The sequence below is a fragment of the Bradyrhizobium sp. JR4.1 genome (assembly GCF_040548605.1).
Classification (GTDB): Bacteria; Pseudomonadota; Alphaproteobacteria; order Rhizobiales; family Xanthobacteraceae; genus Bradyrhizobium; species Bradyrhizobium canariense.
The window spans coordinates 167,913-186,085 of record NZ_JBEPRY010000010.1 but is presented as its reverse complement, the minus strand read 5'-3'; the positions used below and the strand labels follow the sequence as shown (position 1 = coordinate 186,085).

Annotated in this window: 18 protein-coding genes; 11 read left to right on the top strand and 7 right to left on the bottom strand. The window is 63.7% G+C overall.

Going from position 1 to position 18,173, the window contains the following annotated elements; genetic code table 11:
- Window positions 1-383 precede the first annotated feature (383 nt).
- The 3 genes from ABIB90_RS21150 to ABIB90_RS21140 all read left to right on the top strand — a co-directional run bounded on the left by ABIB90_RS21150 (window position 384) and on the right by ABIB90_RS21140 (window position 1,213).
- Entirely contained in the window at window positions 384-593 is a 210-nt protein-coding gene (locus ABIB90_RS21150; protein ID WP_007593324.1) for a cold-shock protein, read from the top strand.
- 98 nt (window positions 594-691) lie between these two features.
- On the top strand, window positions 692-934 hold the full coding sequence (locus ABIB90_RS21145) for a hypothetical protein (protein WP_007593322.1): 243 nt from the start codon (window positions 692-694) through the stop codon (window positions 932-934).
- A 54-nt stretch (window positions 935-988) separates the two neighbouring features.
- Entirely contained in the window at window positions 989-1,213 is a 225-nt protein-coding gene (locus ABIB90_RS21140) for a hypothetical protein (RefSeq protein WP_354164439.1), read from the top strand.
- A 64-nt stretch (window positions 1,214-1,277) separates the two neighbouring features.
- Here ABIB90_RS21140 and ABIB90_RS21135 read toward each other — a convergent pair whose 3' ends face one another.
- The 4 genes from ABIB90_RS21135 to ABIB90_RS21120 all read right to left on the bottom strand — a co-directional run bounded on the left by ABIB90_RS21135 (window position 1,278) and on the right by ABIB90_RS21120 (window position 5,772).
- Window positions 1,278-1,460 (bottom strand): hypothetical protein, encoded by a 183-nt coding sequence (locus ABIB90_RS21135; protein ID WP_007608360.1) that lies wholly within the window; start codon window positions 1,458-1,460, stop codon window positions 1,278-1,280.
- A gap of 375 nt (window positions 1,461-1,835) precedes the next feature.
- Window positions 1,836-3,113 carry a formyl-CoA transferase gene (frc, locus tag ABIB90_RS21130; RefSeq protein WP_007593311.1) on the bottom strand — a complete coding sequence of 426 codons (1,278 nt, stop codon included), beginning with the start codon at window positions 3,111-3,113 and terminating at the stop codon, window positions 1,836-1,838.
- Window positions 3,114-3,267: 154 nt separating this feature from the next.
- The gene (gene oxc, locus ABIB90_RS21125; protein WP_219680904.1) at window positions 3,268-5,001 is read right to left on the bottom strand and encodes an oxalyl-CoA decarboxylase; all 1,734 of its coding nucleotides are present in this window, start codon (window positions 4,999-5,001) and stop codon (window positions 3,268-3,270) included.
- A gap of 78 nt (window positions 5,002-5,079) precedes the next feature.
- Window positions 5,080-5,772, bottom strand: a complete 693-nt coding sequence (locus ABIB90_RS21120; protein WP_197031202.1) for a GntR family transcriptional regulator — start codon at window positions 5,770-5,772, stop codon at window positions 5,080-5,082.
- Between the two features lie 348 nt (window positions 5,773-6,120).
- On the opposite strand from ABIB90_RS21120, the gene ABIB90_RS21115 reads away from it, so the two are divergent.
- The 8 genes from ABIB90_RS21115 (at window position 6,121) to ABIB90_RS21080 (ending at window position 16,233) form a co-directional block, all read left to right on the top strand.
- On the top strand, window positions 6,121-8,250 hold the full coding sequence (locus ABIB90_RS21115) for an acetate--CoA ligase family protein (protein WP_007593308.1): 2,130 nt from the start codon (window positions 6,121-6,123) through the stop codon (window positions 8,248-8,250).
- Window positions 8,251-8,446: 196 nt separating this feature from the next.
- On the top strand, window positions 8,447-9,295 hold the full coding sequence (locus ABIB90_RS21110) for an IclR family transcriptional regulator (protein WP_007593306.1): 849 nt from the start codon (window positions 8,447-8,449) through the stop codon (window positions 9,293-9,295).
- A gap of 108 nt (window positions 9,296-9,403) precedes the next feature.
- Window positions 9,404-10,204 carry an NYN domain-containing protein gene (locus ABIB90_RS21105; RefSeq protein WP_007593304.1) on the top strand — a complete coding sequence of 267 codons (801 nt, stop codon included), beginning with the start codon at window positions 9,404-9,406 and terminating at the stop codon, window positions 10,202-10,204.
- Window positions 10,205-10,289: 85 nt separating this feature from the next.
- Window positions 10,290-12,092 (top strand): adenine deaminase, encoded by a 1,803-nt coding sequence (locus tag ABIB90_RS21100; RefSeq protein WP_354164446.1) that lies wholly within the window; start codon window positions 10,290-10,292, stop codon window positions 12,090-12,092.
- Window positions 12,093-12,245: 153 nt separating this feature from the next.
- The gene (gcl, locus tag ABIB90_RS21095) at window positions 12,246-14,036 is read left to right on the top strand and encodes a glyoxylate carboligase (protein ID WP_354164449.1); all 1,791 of its coding nucleotides are present in this window, start codon (window positions 12,246-12,248) and stop codon (window positions 14,034-14,036) included.
- Window positions 14,037-14,047: 11 nt separating this feature from the next.
- A complete protein-coding gene (gene hyi, locus ABIB90_RS21090) occupies window positions 14,048-14,833 on the top strand; it encodes a hydroxypyruvate isomerase (RefSeq protein WP_354201302.1) in 786 nt (261 codons plus the stop codon).
- A 13-nt stretch (window positions 14,834-14,846) separates the two neighbouring features.
- Window positions 14,847-15,734 (top strand): 2-hydroxy-3-oxopropionate reductase, encoded by an 888-nt coding sequence (locus tag ABIB90_RS21085; RefSeq protein ID WP_354164454.1) that lies wholly within the window; start codon window positions 14,847-14,849, stop codon window positions 15,732-15,734.
- Window positions 15,735-15,849: 115 nt separating this feature from the next.
- Window positions 15,850-16,233: a DUF1236 domain-containing protein gene (locus tag ABIB90_RS21080; RefSeq protein ID WP_007593296.1), complete on the top strand. Its 384-nt coding sequence runs from the start codon at window positions 15,850-15,852 to the stop codon at window positions 16,231-16,233.
- Window positions 16,234-16,276: 43 nt separating this feature from the next.
- On the opposite strand, the gene ABIB90_RS21075 is transcribed toward ABIB90_RS21080, so the two are convergent.
- The 3 genes from ABIB90_RS21075 to ABIB90_RS21065 form a co-directional block, all read right to left on the bottom strand.
- Window positions 16,277-16,654, bottom strand: coding sequence for a VanZ family protein (locus ABIB90_RS21075; protein WP_354127494.1), 378 nt, complete (start codon window positions 16,652-16,654; stop codon window positions 16,277-16,279).
- Between the two features lie 76 nt (window positions 16,655-16,730).
- Window positions 16,731-17,333 carry a thiamine pyrophosphate-dependent enzyme gene (locus ABIB90_RS21070; protein WP_354127495.1) on the bottom strand — a complete coding sequence of 201 codons (603 nt, stop codon included), beginning with the start codon at window positions 17,331-17,333 and terminating at the stop codon, window positions 16,731-16,733.
- Window positions 17,334-17,343: 10 nt separating this feature from the next.
- Window positions 17,344-17,910: a decarboxylase gene (locus ABIB90_RS21065; protein WP_354201301.1), complete on the bottom strand. Its 567-nt coding sequence runs from the start codon at window positions 17,908-17,910 to the stop codon at window positions 17,344-17,346.
- Window positions 17,911-18,173 lie beyond the last annotated feature (263 nt).

The following is an 18,173-nucleotide window of genomic DNA, read 5'->3' as shown; positions in this document are numbered from 1 at the left end:
TCGGATATTGCAAACCGTGATCGGGTTGGGTTGCAGATCGTCGCCGAGAAAATCAGAGCCGCTACGAAAGCTTCATCGGGCGCGATCTGGTCTCCGTGCGGCGGAGCCGACGCATGTGGCGCTCGGCAGCCCTCCCAGAGCAGCTGGCGCCGAACGATGAGTGCTCGGCAGCGTGGCGTCATGTCCCTAGCCGGGCTCCCGAGGCGTTAAATTCGGTCAAGCCTTGCAAATGGTGAGGATGAGGTATACGTTGAGGCTGTTCGTTCAGCCGCTGTGCCTTGTTGAATGCGCCCGCGGGCTCCTTTTCCATAGACATCGACGAATAGAATTTGTTCTGCGTGACGATCACGCGGAACCTGCGCGTATGCGCTTTGGAGAAGAAAATGACGACAGGTACTGTGAAGTGGTTTAACGGCCAGAAGGGCTTTGGATTCATTCAGCCGAACGACGGCGGCAACGATGTGTTCGTTCACATCAGCGCGGTCGAGCGGGCTGGTCTTGCAGGTCTCGCTGAAGGCCAAAAGGTCAACTTCGAGCTCAAGACCGACAAGATGCGGGGCAAGGTCAGCGCTGAGAATCTCTCGCTGGCCTAAAGCCTTGGTGCCGTTTCACGGATGTACTGAAACGGCCATGCCACCCGCTCGATCCCAGGATTGAGCGGGTTTTTGTCCGTTGCAGAGCAGGGTGAATAATGAGCGCCAAGAGACCGGCCGAACCGTCACCCGAAAGCATCGCCCGTACTAACCGTCAGCGTTTGGCCGCTGAGGAAGGCGCTCGGGCGATGGTGGATGTTGGAAAGCAAGCCGTCGATGTTCGCAAGAACATGGCGCGGCTTCGAGAGCTGCGCGAAGCCAAGGAAGCGGCAGACGCCGCCCTTCAGGCATCGCTGCCCGCGGCCACCCCGACGAAGCGCAAGAAGAAGGTGACGCCATAGCTGCCTTCCATTGCGGCGACGACAATTCGGAGAGGGCCGATCACATGCCAAAGAGTGCGGGTCGTGCCTAGAATCAAGTCGGATGGCGGTGGCACCATCACCTTCTTTCTCGCGCTTGGCGCAGGACGACAGATGTGCCGTCTTGCGACGACGTTCCTGACGCAGAAGCAGGCTTTCAGTTATCTTCGCAAGAACCGGACAGAGTTAGAGCGCATGGCGCGGGCGCAGCTCGCTTCCGGAGCAGTCGAAGACGGAATCGTCGTGCTCTCGATGCTGTAGATCAGGCGGATTTCGGGGCCCCGGCTTCAGCGCAATCCGCGGTCGGAGTCTGGGACCGACGCTCTTATTCGGAGCCGCTTCCCGGCTTCGCCTCCCGGGCCAATCGCTCCGCTTTCAGCCGTTCGCGATTCTCGTTGAAGGAGTTCTGGTCCTTCGCATAGTCATTGATCGGCTTCTGCGTTGTCGCAGGCTTGAACGCCTTGTTGGCTTCACGCTTGGCGCGATCAGAGGATTGATCTTTCGACATTTAAGCCCTCAATTTGATCAAAGAGCGTGGTCCTGGCGAGTGCCGGACGCGACGCCACCCGTGCCCGAACTGAAAGGCCGACTTGCCATCCTCGGAAGCGAAGGCGACCAGTTCTTCAGCGTGGGGCAGGGTCTTTGCGAGGCGTGCTGCACTCGCTGTGGAGATGGCATGCTGGCATTTCCGGGCATGCTCTCATTCCCGGGAGCACGCCGGTCGAGGGAGCAACGGCCGGCCACCGCGTCTGTTCCTCGCGAACCAATCTTTAATCCAGCCTTCGCGGCGCGGCAAGCGTGCCGATCGTGCGATGCAGCCCCTTCCGCGTCAACAAAAAGGCCGCCGAAGCCGGCGGCCTTTCGCGTTGTAAGATGAGCCCGCTTACTCGGCGGCCTGCTTTTGCGGCGGATCGAGCGCGCCGGACTTGTGGATATCGGCCACCTGATGGTCCGAGAAGCCAAGCACGGTGCGCAGGATCTCGTCGGTGTGCTCGCCGAGCAGCGGGGAGCGCTCCACATCGCTGGGGGAGTCCGACAGCTTGATCGGGTTGCCGACCGAGATGTACTTGCCGCGGGTGGGGTGGTCGACCTCAACCACGGTGCCGGTCGCGCGCAGCGACTGGTCCTCGGCGATCTCCTTCATCGACAGGATCGGGCCGCAGGGGATGTCGTCCTTGTTGAGGATTTCCATCGCCTCGAACTTCGTCTTCGTCATCGTCCACTGTTCGATGCGGCCGAAGATCTCGTTCAGGCGCGGCAGGCGGACGGCCGGCTTGGCGTAGTTCGGATCGGTCTTCCAGGAGGGCTCACCGATCACGTCGCAGATCTTCTCCCAGACCGGGGCCTGGGTGATGAAGTAGATGTAGGCGTTGGGATCGGTCTCCCAGCCCTTGCACTTCAGGATGCGGCCGGGCTGGCCGCCGCCGGAATCGTTGCCTGCACGCGGCACGGCATCGCCGAACGGAATGCCTTCGCCGAACTGGCTGTATTCCTTGAGCGGGCCGTGGGCGAGGCGCTGCTGGTCGCGCAGCTTGACGCGCGCGAGGTTGAGCACGCCGTCTTGCATCGCAGCCGTCACCTTCTGGCCCTTGCCGGAATGGGTGCGGTGATAGAGTGCGGTGACGATGCCGAGCGCCAGATGCAGACCGGTGCCGCTGTCGCCGATCTGCGCGCCGGTGACCAGCGGCAGGCCGTCGCGGAAGCCGGTGGTGGAGGCGGCGCCGCCGGTGCACTGTGCGACGTTCTCATAAACCTTGCAGTCTTCGTACGGTCCGGGGCCAAAGCCCTTGATCGAGGCGACGATCATCTTCGGGTTGATCGCCTGGATCTTCTCCCAGGGGAAGCCCATGCGGTCGAGCACGCCGGGGCCGAAGTTCTCGACCAGCACGTCGCACTTCTTGATGAGCTCGGTGAGGACTTCCTTGCCCTTGGGGTTCTTGGTGTCGAGCGTGATCGAGCGCTTGTTGTGGTTGAGCATGGTGAAATACAGGCTGTCCACGTTCGGGATGTCCTGCAGCTGGCCGCGGGTGATGTCACCCACGCCCGGGCGCTCTACCTTGATCACGTCGGCGCCGAACCAAGCGAGCAACTGCGTGCAGGTCGGCCCGGACTGGACGTGGGTGAAGTCGAGAATGCGAACGCCCTCGAGCGCTTTTGTCATCGTGTTGCTCCTGTTACTCTTCTGTTTCCGTCATGCCCGCGAAGGCGGGCATCCATTATTCGCTGAAGGTTCAGTTGGGCCTCAGTGCTCGCCTCAAGGATGATCTGGCGATTACTGGATTCCCCGCCTGCGCGGGGAATGACCCGGCGGCTGGTTACTTCTTCTTCTGCAGAACGCTCTGCGGATTGAGGTTGCCGATGCGGCCGCTCTCGGAACCGGCGGCCGGATCGATCACGGCGTTGATGAGCGTCGGCTTGCCCGAGGCCATGGCTTCGTTGACGGCGCGCTTGAGCTCGTCCGGCGAGGTGGCGTTGACGCCGACACCGCCGAAGGCTTCCATCATCTTGTCGTAGCGGGCGCCCTTGACGAACACCGTCGTCGCCGGATCGGCATTGGCGCCGTTGACGTCGGTGCCGCGATAGATGCCGTCATTGTTGAAGATGACGACGCAGATCGGCAAATTGTAGCGGCAGATGGTCTCCACTTCCATGCCGGAGAAGCCGAAGGCCGAGTCGCCTTCCACCGCGAGCACGGGATGGCCGGTCTCGAGCGTAGCCGCGATCGCCTGGCCCATGCCGATGCCCATCACGCCCCAGGTGCCGACGTCGAGACGCTTGCGTGGGCGATACATGTCGATGACGCCGCGGGCGAGGTCGAGCGTGTTGGCGCCCTCGTTGACGAGGATCGCCTCGGGATGATCCTTGATGACGTTCTTCAGCACGCCGAGCGCGCCGTGATAGTCCATCGGCGATTTGTTGTTCATGAGCTTCGGCGCCATCTTGGCGACGTTCTCTTCGCGCTTGGTCGAAATCGCCTTGGTCCATTCGACCGGCGGCGCGGTCCAGCCCGACGCCATCGCCTGGTTGAAGGCGGAAACGACCGAGCCGATGTCGCCGACGACGGGCGCGACGATCTCGACGTTGGAGTCCATCTCGCGCGGTTCGATGTCGACCTGGATGAACTTCTTGGGCGCTTCGCCCCAGTTCTTGCCCTTACCGTGCGAGAGCAGCCAGTTCAGTCGGGCGCCGATCAGCAGCACGACGTCGGATTCCTTCAGCACCGTCGAACGGGCGGCGCCTGCGCACTGCGGATGCGTGTCGGAGAGGAGGCCCTTGGCCATGCTCATCGGCAGGAAGGGAATGCCGCTCTTCTCGACGAAGGTCTTGATCTCCTCGTCGGCCTGCGCGTAGGCCGCGCCCTTGCCGAGGATGATGAGCGGACGTTTTGCGCCCTTCAAAACATCAAGCGCGCGCTTGATCGAAGCGGGCGAGGGGATCTGCGCGGGAGCCGCGTCGATCACCTTGACCAGCGACTTCCGGCCGGCATCGGCGTTCATCACCTGGCCGAACAGCTTTGCCGGCAGGTCGAGATAGACGCCGCCCGGACGGCCGGAGACGGCGGCACGGATGGCACGGGCAAGACCGATGCCGATGTCCTGGGCGTGCAGCACGCGATAGGCTGCCTTGCACAGCGGCTTGGCGATCGCCAGCTGGTCCATTTCTTCGTAGTCGCCCTGCTGGAGGTCGACGATCTCGCGCTCGGAGGAGCCTGAGATCAGGATCATCGGGTAGCAGTTGGTGGTGGCGTGCGCGAGCGCGGTGAGACCGTTGAGGAAGCCGGGAGCGGAGACGGTGAGGCAGATGCCGGGCTTCTTGGTGAGGTAGCCGGCGATGCCCGCCGCATAGCCGGCGTTCTGCTCGTGGCGGAACGAGATCATGCGAATACCGGCCGCCTGGGCCATGCGGCCCAAATCCGTGATCGGGATGCCCGGCACATTGTAGATGGTGTTGATGCCGTTCAGCTTGAGCGCGTCGATGACGAGATGAAAGCCATCCGTCAATTCCTGCTCGGTGCCCGGTGCTTCGGACTTGGTCGCGGTATTCAGCATGGGCCTTGTCTCCCTGGTCTCAAGATGCCGTTTCAGGCTTTAGGGGCGATGCCTCGCCCTTCTGGTGAACGTTGCTGGCTAGAAGAGTTCCTGACCATGCGCTTCGACGTAAGCGGCAAGGCCAAGGGTGTGATCGCGGGCGCGCTTCTCGGCGAGCTCGGTATCGCGCGCCTCCAAGGCTTCGATCATGCCGAGATGCTCGGGGAGCGACGTCGCGGTACGGTCCTTGCGTCCGATGGTCAATTGCCGATAGCCACGCACGTGCAGCAGCAAGTCGTTGGTGAGATCGACCAGCACCGGTGATTCCGACAGCGAGATCAGCGCCTGGTGGAAGGCGATGTTGGCGCGCGAATATTCCTCGACGTGATCCTCGGGCAGGCGATCCTTGCCGAAATCCTTGAAGTAGTCGCGCAGCGCCGTGATGTCTTTCTTGCGCGCGGTGGCGGTGATGAGGCGGGCCGCCATGCTCTCCAGCGCCGCCCAGGCGCGGATCATGTCGACGATCTCGCTCTTGGTCCTTCGCACCACCATGATGCCGCGGCGCGGAACCGTCTTCACGAAACCGTCCTGCTCGAGCATCGCGATGGCTTCGCGGATCGGCGTGCGGCTCACGCCGAGGCGCTCGGACAACGCCCGCTCGTCGAGCATCACCGGCTCGGGTGTCGAGTAGATGTCCATCTTGAGGATGGCTTCCTTCAAGGCGTCATACGCCTTGTTCTTGAAGCTCGACTCCGGGGCAATACGAACGATTGCGATATCTGCCTCGGCCATGTTCGGCAACGCCTTGGTTGGTTTCCGCAGTGACACGACGAATCTCCTCCAGTGGGAGTCGTCTTTTACAGGATTATTAGCGGGAAAGTTTTTGGCATACCAAATACCAGAATGTCAAGCTGCCTATTTTTTGCAGCGTTCTAAGGTGCGCTGCAGCTTGACAAGTTGGCTTCTGGCATACCAAATGCCATCGCCAGCCATTTTTGATCCAAGCCGGCGGAGTAATCTCGGCTTTATGCCACTCCGTTCCGCGACATGGAACAGAGCGCGGCGAATGGAAAGCATCACGGGCAGCCGCAACACGCGCGCGCTTCGAGAACGCAAGAACCAAGGTCAAGGGAGAGCCACATGTCCAATTCCAAAGATGCCGTCCGCAAGGTGCTTGACCAGGTCAAGGCGGACAAGCGCACCAGCCTGACCGCGCCGGAAGGCAAGCTGGTCTGCGACGCCTACGGCATTCCAGTGCCGAAGGAGGGTGTGGCGAAATCGGCCGGCGAGGCCGGCAAAATGGCCGCCTCGATGGGCTTTCCGGTGGTGATGAAGATCGTCTCGCCGGACATTCTCCACAAGACCGAAGCCGGCGGCGTCATCGTCGGCCTCAAGACGGCCGAAGACGCCGAGAAGGCCTACGAGACGATCCTGTCCAACGCCAGGAAGTACAAGTCCGACGCCAAGATCGAGGGCGTCCAGGTGCAGCAGATGCTGGCCGGCGGCACCGAAGTGATCGTCGGGTCGATCACCGATGCCTCGTTCGGCAAGCTGGTTGCCTTCGGCCTCGGCGGCGTGCTGGTCGAAGTCCTGAAGGACATCACCTTCCGCCTCGCGCCCGCGACCAAACAAGACGCGCTGTCGATGCTCGACGGCATCCAGGCGCATGAAATTTTGAAGGGCGTTCGCGGCGGCGAGCCGGTGAACCGCACGGCGCTTGCGGATGTCATCGTCAAGGTCTCGCAGCTCGTCACCGATTTCCCGGAGATCGTCGAGCTCGATCTCAACCCGGTGTTCGCGACGGCCAAGGACGCGATCGCGGCCGACGTCCGCATCGTCGTCGACTTCGCTTACGTGCCCAAGCCGAAGCCGCGCCCGACCGAAGAGATCGTCGCGGCCATGAGCCGCATCATGCAGCCGAAGGCCGTTGCCGTGGTCGGCGCTTCGGCCGAGGACGGCAAGATCGGCAATTCCGTGATGAAAAACCTCATCAACGGCGGCTACAAGGGCGACATCTACCCGATCCATCCCAAGGCCGCCGAGATCCTCGGCTACAAGGCCTATAAGAGCGTCAAGGACGTGCCCGGCGTGATCGATACCGCGGTGTTCGCCATTCCCGCGAAGTTCGTCGCCGCGGCGCTCACCGAATGCGGCGAGAAGAAAATTCCCGGCGCGGTTCTGATCCCGTCCGGTTTCGCGGAAGCCGGCGCGCCGGAGCTGCAGGCCGAGATCGTCGAAGTCGGCAAGAAGTACGACATCCGCCTGATGGGCCCGAACATCTACGGCTTCTATTATACGCCTGCCAATCTCTGCGCGACCTTCTGCACCGCCTATGACGTCAAGGGCCACGCGGCGCTGTCCTCGCAGTCGGGCGGCATCGGCATGGCCATCATCGGCTTCTCGCGTTCGGCCAAGATGGGCGTGTCCGCGATCGTCGGCCTCGGCAACAAGTCCGATATCGACGAGGACGATCTGCTCGCCTTCTTCGAGCAGGATCCGAACACCAACCTGATCGCGCAGCACTGCGAAGACCTCAAGGACGGCCGCGCCTTTGCGGAAGCGGCAAAGCGCGTCTCCAAGAAAAAACCGGTCATCGTGCTCAAGGCCGGCCGCACCTCGGCCGGCGCGAAGGCGGCCTCGTCGCATACCGGCGCGCTCGCCGGCAACGACAAGATCTACGAGGACGTCCTGGCGCAGTCCGGCGTGATCCGCGCCCGTTCGCTGCGGCAGCTGCTCGAATTCGCGCGCGGCGTGCCGGTGCTGCCGACGCCGAAGGGCGAGAACGTGCTGATCATCACCGGCGCCGGCGGCTCGGGCGTGCTGCTGTCGGACTCCTGCGTCGACAACGGCCTGTCGCTGATGTCGATGCCGGCAGATCTCGATGCTGCCTTCCGCAAGTTCATCCCGCCGTTTGGCGCGGCCGGAAATCCCGTGGACATCACCGGCGGCGAGCCGCCGATCACCTACGTCAACACGGTGAAGCTCGGCCTGACGGACGAGCGCATTCATTCGCTCATCCTCGGCTACTGGCACACCATCGTCACGCCGCCGATGGTGTTCGCCCGCAACATGGTCGAGGTGAAGAAGGAGATGGAGGCCAAGGGCTTCGTGAAGCCGATCGTCGCCTCGCTCGCCGGCGACGTCGAGGTCGAGGAGGCCGCCGAATATCTCTACCAGAACGGCATCCCGGCCTATGCGTATTCGACCGAGCTGCCGGTCGAGGTCCTCGGCGCCAAGTACAAATGGGCGCGCGGAGCAGGGCTGCTCTGAGGCTGCCTTCGCCTCTCCCCGCCTGCGGGGAGAGGCCGGAATTTGCACAGCAAATTCCGGGTGAGGGGCACTCTCCGCGAGTCCGTCTCTCTCCGTCTTCGCGGAGATAGCCCCTCACCCCGACCCTCTCCCCGTAAGAACGGGGCGAGGGAGGGCAGGCGGCTCGCGTCTTGTCTGATTGGCAATGCAGGTCGCGATGAGCAAGAACGTGATCCGACGCAAATCGATCGAGCCCCGATCGTCATCGGAGCCTGACCACGACGCGCGCGACGGCGGCGTGCAATCCGTTGATCGCGCGCTGTCGATTCTCGAAACATTGTCCGAAGACGACGAAGGCTATCGCCTCAGCGATCTCGCCGTTCGCACCGGGCTCTCGGCCTCGACCGTACACCGCCTGCTGGCGACGCTGGAAAGCCGCCGCTTCGTGCAGTTCGACCGCGCCGAATCCAAATGGCATGTCGGCGTGCGCAGCTTCACGGTGGGCGCGAGCTTTGCCCGGCGGCGCAATTTCAGCGCCCAGGCTATTCCCTATTTGCGCAAGCTGCGTGATCTCACCCGCGAGACCGCCAATCTCGCCGTGGTCGACGACGAGTTCATCATCGTGCTGACCCGCATGGAGAGCCGTGAAATCATGCGTTCGCTGACCAAGGTCGGCGGCCGCGTTCCGATGGTAACATCGGGCGTCGGCAAGGCGGTGCTCGCGACCTATTCCGACGAGGACGTCGGTGCCGTCATCCGCCATCACGGCATGCCACGCCTGACCGAGAAATCGATCGTGCGACCAAGCGACCTGTTCAAGGAGCTCGCGACCATCCGCAAGCAGGGTTTTGCGATCGACGACGAGGAAGCCGAGATCGGCCTGCGCTGCGTTGCCGCCGTGGTCTACAACGCGCTTGCCGAGCCGTTGGCGGCGATCTCCGTTTCCGGCTTGACCAGCAGGGTCACCGATGCGCGGCTGCCGGAGATCGGCCGTGTGGTGCGCGAGGTTGCGGCGGAACTGACGGCCGCGCTCGGGGGTGTGACCCCGGTCGCGAAGCCAGCCTGACCCCGGTTCGCGGTCCGTCGTGGCCCGTTGAAGAAATCAGCTCTGGCGGCAGCTGCCCCGACATCGGTATATCCACGCACCGTTGTCGCCTCCTTTTTAGGAAAAGTCATGCCGTCAGAGCTCCGTTCGCCCCGTCTCGCTGTCCTGATCGATGCCGACAACGCTTCGGCAAAGATTGCCGATGGACTGTTCGAGGAGATTGCCAAGATCGGCGAGGCCAGCGTTCGCCGCATCTACGGCGACTTCTCCAATGCCAGGTCCAGGGGCTGGGCCGACATCCTTTCCAAACACGCCATCATCCCGCAGCAACAGTTTGCCTATACGACCGGAAAGAATGCCTCCGACATCACCCTGGTCATCGACGCGATGGACCTGCTTCACAGCGGCCGGTTCGACGGCTTTTGCCTGGTGTCGTCGGATAGCGATTTTACCCGTCTGGCCGCCCGGATCCGGGAGCAGGGCATCGATGTCTTTGGGTTCGGCGAACAGAAGACGCCGGAGAGCTTCCGGCAGGCCTGCCGAAGGTTCGTCTACACGGAGAACCTGCTTGCCGCGCCGGCGCACACCCAGGACGCCGCTTCGAGATCGAAATCGCTTCAGCCGCTCGATGCCGCGACCCCCATCATCAAGAAGGTCATCACCCAGATGGAGAGCGAGGACGGCTGGGTCACGCTCGGGGAAGTCGGCCGTCAACTTGCCAATCTCGCGTCCGATTTCGATCCGAGAACGTTCGGCTTCCGCAAGCTGAGCGACCTCGTGCGCAAGACCAATTCCTTCGAGATCGACGAGCAGAACGGGAGGTCAATGCGGATTCGGGTCAAGCCCACTGCCGCAGCGGCCCCGAGACGACGGAACTCGCGCAGGCCCGCGAGGTCAGGGGCGGCAGGCGCTTCGCCGCCTAAAGCGTAAGCAGGGCGTGCCGTTATATTTGCGCTTGCCCGGTCTGGCGCAGGGCGTAACCATCGCGGGACCGTAACGCCACGCGAGGGTCCCGATGACCAGACTTACCCGCTTCGCCGTCGCACCGTTGCATTCGATGACCCGGCGTCTCGCCGATGTGGCCTCGGCGCGGGTCGCGCCGGATCTCGTCGTCACCGGCGCGCGGGTGCTTTCGACCTATTCGGAGCGCATCCATCAGGGACGTGAGGTCTGGATCACCGGCGGCCGCATCGCGGCGGTGAAGCCGGCTGGAATAGCCAAGAAGGCCTGGAGCGGCGTCACGACCTACGATGCCGCGGGCGGCATTATCGCGCCGGGCCTGGTTGATCCGCACATCCACATTGAATCCTCGATGGTGACGGCCTGCGCCTATGCCGAGGCCGCCCTGCTCAACGGCACCACCACGATCTTCTGCGACAGCCACGAGATCGGCAACGTCATGGACGTCGCCGGCGTCGAGGCGATGCTGGAGGACGCGCGCGAGGCGCCGCTGTCGATCTTCTTGACAGTGCCGAGCACGGTGCCCGCGACTTCGGCCGCACTGGAGACTGCGGGCGGCGACCTCACGCCGGACAAGATCGCCGGCCTGTTCGACCGCTGGCCGGAGGCTGTCGGGCTCGGCGAGAAGATGGATTTCGTGCCCGTGACCATGGGCGATGAGCGCAGCCACGCCATCCTCGCCGCCGCCCTGAAGCGTGGGCGGCCGGTGTCCGGCCATGTCTATGGCCGCGAATTCGTTGCGGCTTATGCGGCATCCGGCGTCACGGATACCCATGAGGCGATCGACCGCGACATCGCCGACGATTTGCTCGATGCCGGGGTCTGGGTCTTCCTGCGCGGGGGACCGCCGACCACACCGTGGCACTCGCTGCCGCAGGCGATCCGCACTATCACCGAGCTCGGCGCTTCGCACAAGCGCACGGCCGCGTGCACCGACGATCGCGACGCCGATGATCTCCTGCTGTTCGGTCTCGACTGGGTGGTGCGGGAGGCGGTGAAGGCGGGAATGTCGCCCGAGCAGGCCTGGTCGATGGGCTCGCTGCATGGCGCGACGCGCTTCAACATGGACAGCGATATCGGCGGGCTCGGCGGGGGGCGCCGCGCCGATCTGGTGCTGATGGACGACAATCTGAAGCCGCAATGCACTTGGTATGGCGGCGAGCTGGTGGTCGAGAACCGCAAGATCACGCCGCGGCTCGATCAGGCATTGTCGCAGCGATATCAATACCCGAAGGCGGCCTACGCGACTGTGAAGCTGCCGGAGAAGCTGAAGCTGACGCCGGAGCTGCCGGCGAAGGCCTGCACCGTCAACGCCATCAAGACCGCGTTGCCCGGCATCACGCTGATCCATGAGAAGATCGAGATCGAGCCGGCCAAGGATTGGCCGGAATTGTTCGCGCGCTACAGCCTGTGCTTCGTCACGGTGGTCGAGCGCCACGGCAAATCGGCCGGCAATGTCGCCTATGGCCTCTTGAAGGACTTTGGCCTGAAGCGCGGCGCGGTCGCCTCCAGCGTCGGGCACGACAGCCACAACATCATCGTTGCCGGTACCAACGAGGCCGACATGCAGGTCGCGGTGGCCGCCATCAAGGAGCAACAGGGCGCCGTCTGCCTCGTCGCCGAGGGCAAGGTGAGGGCGCTGGTGCCGCTGCCGATCGCCGGTCTGCTGTCCGACAAGCGCGTTACCGAAGTGGCGGAAGAGGTCAAGGTGCTGAAGAAAGAATGGGCGGAAGCCGGCTGCACCATCCCCTACATGGGCTTCAATTTGATTCCTCTATCGGTCATTCCGGAAATTCGCATCACCGACAAGGGCCTCGTGCTGGTGCCGCAGATGGAGCTGGCGACGCTGTTCGAGTGAGCGCTTTCACGCGAGTCTCGACCTAACCGACTGAAGCCGCCGCGATTTTTTCGCGGCTGCCGCATCGTGGAAAATAAAATCGATCTCGTTGAGTGAAGCCCTCGCGGGCCCGATGATCTCGCTCGAGCCAATGCAACTCAAGCGAGGTCCGATATGGCGAAGATGCGAGCCATCGATGCTGCCGTGCGAATTCTGGAGAAGGAAGGCATCTCGACTGCCTTCGGCGTTCCCGGGGCCGCGATCAATCCGCTTTACTCGGCGCTGAAGAAGCGCGGCTCGATCCGCCATATCCTGGCGCGCCATGTCGAGGGGGCCTCGCACATGGCCGAGGGTTATACGCGGGCCAAGGCGGGCAATATCGGCGTCTGCATCGGAACCTCGGGGCCGGCGGGCACCGACATGATCACCGGGCTCTATTCGGCGATCGCCGATTCCATCCCGATCCTCTGCATCACCGGCCAGGCGCCGCGGGCGCGGCTCTACAAGGAGGATTTCCAGGCCGTCGACATCGAATCGATCGCAAAGCCCGTGACCAAATGGGCGGTGACCGTGCGCGAGCCCGGGCTGGTGCCTCGCGTGTTCAGCCAGGCCTTTCACATCATGCGCTCGGGAAGGCCTGGCCCGGTCCTGATCGATATGCCGCTCGACGTGCAGCTCGCCGAGATCGAGTTCGACGACGAGACCTATGAGCCGCTGCCGGTCTACAAGCCCACCGCGACGCGCAAGCAGGTGGAGAAGGCGCTGGAGATGCTCAACGCGTCCGAACGGCCGCTGATCGTCGCGGGCGGCGGCGTGATCAATGCCGACGCCTCGGATTTGCTGGTGGAATTCGCCGAGATCGCCAACGTGCCGGTCGTGCCGACGCTGATGGGGTGGGGGGCCATCCCCGATGACCACGTGCTGATGGCCGGCATGGTCGGTCTTCAGACCAGCCACCGTTACGGCAATGCCACCATGCTCGAATCCGATTTCGTGCTGGGCATCGGCAACCGCTGGGCCAACCGCCACACCGGCTCGGTCGAGACCTACACCAAGGGCCGCACCTTCGTGCATGTCGACATCGAGCCGACCCAGATCGGGCGCGTGTTCAACCCCGACCTCGGCATCGTCTCGGATGCCAAGGCCGCCCTTGAGCTTTTCGTCACCGTCGCCAGGGAGTGGCGCCGGTCAGGCAGGTTGCGCGAGCGCCAGGCGTGGCCCGCTTCCTGCCGCGACCGCAAGAAAACGATGTTGCGCAAGAGCCATTTCGACAACGTTCCGATCAAGCCGCAGCGCGTCTACGAGGAGATGACCAAGGCCTTTGGCCGTGACACCTGCTACGTCTCCGTGATTGGCCTGTCGCAGATTGCCGGGGCGCAGTTTCTGGGGGTATACAAGCCGCGCAACTGGATCAATGCCGGGCAGGCCGGGCCGCTCGGCTGGACGCTGCCCGCGGCGCTCGGCGTGCGCGCGGCGTGTCCGGATCGCGACATCGTCGCGCTCTCCGGCGACTACGACTTCCAGTTCCTGATCGAAGAGCTCGCGGTCGGGGCGCAATTCAATCTGCCCTACATCCACGTCGTCGTGAACAACTCCTATCTCGGCCTGATCCGCCAGGCCCAGCGTGGCTTCGACATGGACTATCACGTCCAGCTCTCCTTTGAGAACATCAACGCGCCCGAGCTCGGCGGCTATGGCGTCGACCATGTTGCGGTCGCCGAAGGCCTCGGCTGCAAGGCGATCCGCGTCACCGACCCGAAAGACTCGCAGGCGGCGTTCGCGACCGCGCGCGAATTGATGGCCAAGCATCGCGTGCCCGTGATGGTCGAGTTCATCCTCGAACGTGTCACCAACATCGCGATGGGCACCGAGATCGACAACATCGTCGAATTCGAGGAGGTGCTGGATCTGCCGCTCGACGAGGTCGCAACCGCGCGGTCCGGCGTGCTGCAGCCGGCGGAATAGGGAACAGCATCATGCCGAGATTCGCCGCCAACCTCACCATGCTCTTCAACGAAATGCCGTTCGTGGACCGCTTCGCCGCGGCCAAAGCGGCGGGCTTTTCCGGGGTCGAGTACCTCTTCCCCTATGATTTCGACAAGGCGCTTTTGCGCGAGCAGCTCGACCGCCATGGGCTGACGCAGGTGCTGCACAATCTGCCGGCCGGCAATTGGGCGGCAGGCGAGCGCGGCATCGCGATCCTGCCGGATCGTGTCAGCGAGTTCCGGGACGGCGTGTTTCGCGCCATCGACTATGCCAAGGCACTCGATTGCGAGCAGCTCAACTGTCTCGTCGGCATCGCGCCTGTCGATGCCGACCCGCGTGAGCTCAACGAAACGCTGGTCGGGAATCTGCGGTTTGCAGCTTCGACCCTGACGCGCGAGAACATCAAGCTCCTGGTCGAGCCGATCAACACGCTCGACATTCCCGGCTTCTTCCTGAACGGCACCGAGCAGGCCGTGCAGCTGATCTCCGAGGTGCGCTCCAACAATCTGTTCATCCAATACGACATCTATCACATGCAAATCATGGAGGGCGATCTCGCCCGCACCATGCAGGAATATCTGCCGCAGATTGCGCACATCCAGCTCGCCGACAATCCCGGCCGCAACGAGCCCGGCACCGGCGAGATCAACTATCCCTTCCTGTTCCGCCATCTCGACGCGATCGGCTATCGCGGCTGGATTGGTTGCGAATACAAGCCGCGCACCACGACGCTGGAAGGCTTGTCCTGGCACGCGGCGCAGACTTTCGAGACCTGAGGAAACCGTAGACATGATCGACATCGGCTTTATCGGACTTGGCACCATGGGGCGGCCGATGGCCGGCCATCTTCTGGCTGCAGGCCATCGCGTTCTCCTGCACGATGTCGGGCCGGTCGCACCCGAGCTGATCGCGGCCGGCGGCGTTGACTGCAAGTCAAGCAAGGAGGTCGCGGAGGAGGCGGATGCTGTCATCATCATGGTGCCGGATACCCCGCATGTGGAGGCCGTGCTGTTCGGCAAGGACGGCGTCGCGGGCGGCATTTCCAAGGGCAAGATCGTAGTCGACATGAGCTCGATCTCGCCGCTGGCGACCAAGGAATTTGCGAAGAAGATCGAGGCGCTCGGCGCGGATTATCTCGATGCACCGGTGTCAGGCGGGGAGGTCGGTGCCAAGGCGGCAAGCCTCACCATCATGGTCGGTGGCCCCGAGCGCGCCTTCAACACCATGAAGCCGATCTTCGACCGGATGGGAAAGAACGTCACCCGCGTCGGCGCCAATGGCGACGGCCAGACGACGAAGGTCGCCAACCAGATCATCGTCGCGTTGACGATCGAGGCGGTCAGCGAAGCGCTACTGTTCGCGTCGAAAGCCGGTGCGGATCCGGCGCTGGTGCGGCAGGCCCTGATGGGCGGCTTTGCGTCGTCCCGGATTCTCGAAGTGCATGGCGAGCGCATGGTGAAGCGCAATTTCGATCCCGGCTTCCGCATCGAGCTGCACCAGAAGGATCTCAACCTCGCGCTTGAAGGCGCCCGCGCGCTCGGCCTGTCGCTGCCGAGCACGGCAGTGGCGCAGCAACTATTCTCGTCCTGCGCCGCGCATGGCGGCAAGGGCTGGGATCACTCGGCGATGGTGCGCGCGCTGGAACTGATGGCGGGCCACGAGATCGCGGCGGCCTGAACTGTTACCGGGTAACAGTCTCCGGTTTTGGTGCCGTCTAGATCGGGCGGGGAACCGGAACAATGATCCGGCCCCGCGGTTGAAGGCGCACAACAATCACTGGAGACATAAGCACATGAAAACCCGTCTTGCGATTTCGTTGGCTGCCGCGTCGCTGCTGGCGTCGAGTGCGGCCTTTGCTCAGTCGACGACCGAAGAGGGCGCCAGGAACGGCGCACGCGCGGGCGGCGACATCGGCGGCCCGGTCGGAGCGATGGTCGGTGGTACCGTCGGGGCGGCGGTCGGCGCTGGTCTGGAAATCCCGAATGCGATCCTCGGCGGAATTCCGCGTGATGATTCGGTCGTGGTCCACGAGCGCGTCGTGGTCGGCGAGCCGCTGCCGCCGACCGTGGTGCTGCGGCCCGTGCCGAACTACACCGAATATCGCTATGCGGTCGTGAACGATCGCCGCGTGATCGTGGAGCCGCGCACGCGCCGCGTCGTCAAGATCATCGACTGATCGATCAGAGCGTGAGCTTTGAAGAGACGGGCCCTGCGGAGCGTCACTCCGCGGGGCCTTGACTCGAGAGGGCCGAATTTACGCGAAACCGCGTCATGGCCCAATCGGCGATGGCCGCCAGCGCGAAGCCGATGCAGGTGGTGCCGGCATCGACCAGAAAGTCCTCCAGCCGCGGATGTCGTCCCGGTGCCCAGAATTGCATCAGTTCGAGCAGGCCGATCAGCACCACGGCGATGGCTGTCGCCGACAGGCGGCGGCGCGGATAGGCGAAGCCGAAGGCTAGTCCCACCAGGACGAAGGCAAGGGCATGCTCGCCGTCCTGGCCAAGGTCGGAATGGGGCCGCAGGCCGGGCGGACCGAGGGTTGCAAAGGCGACGGCGGCGGCAAGCAGCCAGGCAGAGGAGCGAACCAAAATGGACATCCGGACCGCTTAGCACGGATTGCAGCAGCTTGCCGAGGCGCCGGGATCAGATCGCCGTGTAGTTAATGACGAAACGTTAAAGCGGCTCGCGCACGCCCAGGCCGTGCATGAAGCGTTCCCGGATTTGTACGGGATCGCGTCGGGTGGCGCCGACGCCGGGCTTGTCATCGATACGAACGGCGATCAGGCTGGGCTCGCCAGCCGACATGGCTTCCTCGACCAGACGCTCGAAATCCTCCTCGTCCGCGGCCCAGGCGCTATTGGCAAGCCCGGAGCCGGTCGCGATGGCGACGATGTCAGCTACGTTCGCGGCCGGTGTCGGCTGCGCGCCGGTGATCTGGTAGATGCCGTTGTCCATCACGATCATGATGAGGTTCTTCGGCTTCAACGCCGCGATCGTCGAGAGCGCGCCGAGCTGCATCAGGAGCGAACCATCGCCTTCGAGCGCAAAGACGCGCCGGTCCGGTTGCGCCAGCGCCACGCCCAGCGCGATCGGGAAGGCGAGGCCCATGCTGCCGAGCATGTAGAAATTCTGCGGACGGTGGCCGGCGGCCCAGAGGTCGAAATTGGTATTGCCGATGCCGCCGATCACGGCTTCCTCGTGCTCGAGTTTCGCGATCAGGCGCGAGGTGACGTCGAAGCGGTTCATCACTTTAGTGTTGCGCGCGTCTGTCTTCATTTGGCCGTCCTCACTTGTCGAACACCTTGCCGCCCGCGAGCAGCGGGTTGAGGATCAGCGCGACTGGCGCCTGCGTCGTGATGGCCTGCTTGATCGAACGGTCGGCAATGAATTCGAGCTCGTCGAGCCGGGTGATGGTGTGATGCTCCAGCGCCAGCGAATCCAGCACCGGACGCATGGTGCGGCAGACCAGTGACTGGCCGTAATTGAATTCGCCGAGCGTGCCGCGCTCAGACACGAACATGATCAGCGGAATCTGGTAGGGCACCGCAAGCGAGGCCAGCACGTTGGCGAGCGTCGCAAACCCCGAGGTCTGCATCAACACCGCGCCCCGTCGTCCGCCCATCCAGGCGCCCGAGACGATGCCGACGGCCTCCTCCTCGCGGGCGGTGGCAAAGGTGGTGAAGAACGGATCGGCGTGCAGGTTCTTGATCAGCGGCGTCAGCACGCGGTCGGGCACGTAAGGGACGAGGCTGATCTCGTTCCGCTTCAGCGTTTGCAGGACGATGCCGTGCCAGCTCTTGTCGCTGGAGGTCTGCGCCGCCTCGGACGAGGTCTGTTGCTCCGCAATCGGCATTGCGTTCTCCCTTCGGCCGCGCATGCTTCTTGGTCTTTTGCCTTTGTCGTGGCCATCGTCTTGGCCGTCGCGGCGGTCTGCCGAACTTGACGCAGGCAGCGGGATTGTCAACATGTCCGGGCTGCACCGTGATCTGCGCCAGACGGCCTGCCGCGGCCGGTGCCGCCGTGTCATAAGCGGCAATAACAAGAGAACGGAGGAACGTATGAAAGGATCGCGCGCCGCGCTGGCCCTGCGGATCTCCTGGAGAAAGCCGGAAGGGT

Coding starts and splice junctions, on each gene's coding strand:
- ABIB90_RS21150 (WP_007593324.1), top strand. CDS start 384: ATGACGACAGGTACTGTGAAGTGGTTTAACGGCCAGAAGGGCTTTGGA.
- ABIB90_RS21145 (WP_007593322.1), top strand. CDS start 692: ATGAGCGCCAAGAGACCGGCCGAACCGTCACCCGAAAGCATCGCCCGT.
- ABIB90_RS21135 (WP_007608360.1), bottom strand. CDS start 1,460: ATGTCGAAAGATCAATCCTCTGATCGCGCCAAGCGTGAAGCCAACAAG.
- frc (WP_007593311.1), bottom strand. CDS start 3,113: ATGACAAAAGCGCTCGAGGGCGTTCGCATTCTCGACTTCACCCACGTC.
- oxc (WP_219680904.1), bottom strand. CDS start 5,001: ATGCTGAATACCGCGACCAAGTCCGAAGCACCGGGCACCGAGCAGGAA.
- ABIB90_RS21120 (WP_197031202.1), bottom strand. CDS start 5,772: ATGGCCGAGGCAGATATCGCAATCGTTCGTATTGCCCCGGAGTCGAGC.
- ABIB90_RS21115 (WP_007593308.1), top strand. CDS start 6,121: ATGTCCAATTCCAAAGATGCCGTCCGCAAGGTGCTTGACCAGGTCAAG.
- ABIB90_RS21110 (WP_007593306.1), top strand. CDS start 8,447: ATGAGCAAGAACGTGATCCGACGCAAATCGATCGAGCCCCGATCGTCA.
- ABIB90_RS21105 (WP_007593304.1), top strand. CDS start 9,404: ATGCCGTCAGAGCTCCGTTCGCCCCGTCTCGCTGTCCTGATCGATGCC.
- ABIB90_RS21100 (WP_354164446.1), top strand. CDS start 10,290: ATGACCAGACTTACCCGCTTCGCCGTCGCACCGTTGCATTCGATGACC.
- gcl (WP_354164449.1), top strand. CDS start 12,246: ATGGCGAAGATGCGAGCCATCGATGCTGCCGTGCGAATTCTGGAGAAG.
- hyi (WP_354201302.1), top strand. CDS start 14,048: ATGCCGAGATTCGCCGCCAACCTCACCATGCTCTTCAACGAAATGCCG.
- ABIB90_RS21085 (WP_354164454.1), top strand. CDS start 14,847: ATGATCGACATCGGCTTTATCGGACTTGGCACCATGGGGCGGCCGATG.
- ABIB90_RS21080 (WP_007593296.1), top strand. CDS start 15,850: ATGAAAACCCGTCTTGCGATTTCGTTGGCTGCCGCGTCGCTGCTGGCG.
- ABIB90_RS21075 (WP_354127494.1), bottom strand. CDS start 16,654: ATGTCCATTTTGGTTCGCTCCTCTGCCTGGCTGCTTGCCGCCGCCGTC.
- ABIB90_RS21070 (WP_354127495.1), bottom strand. CDS start 17,333: ATGAAGACAGACGCGCGCAACACTAAAGTGATGAACCGCTTCGACGTC.
- ABIB90_RS21065 (WP_354201301.1), bottom strand. CDS start 17,910: ATGCCGATTGCGGAGCAACAGACCTCGTCCGAGGCGGCGCAGACCTCC.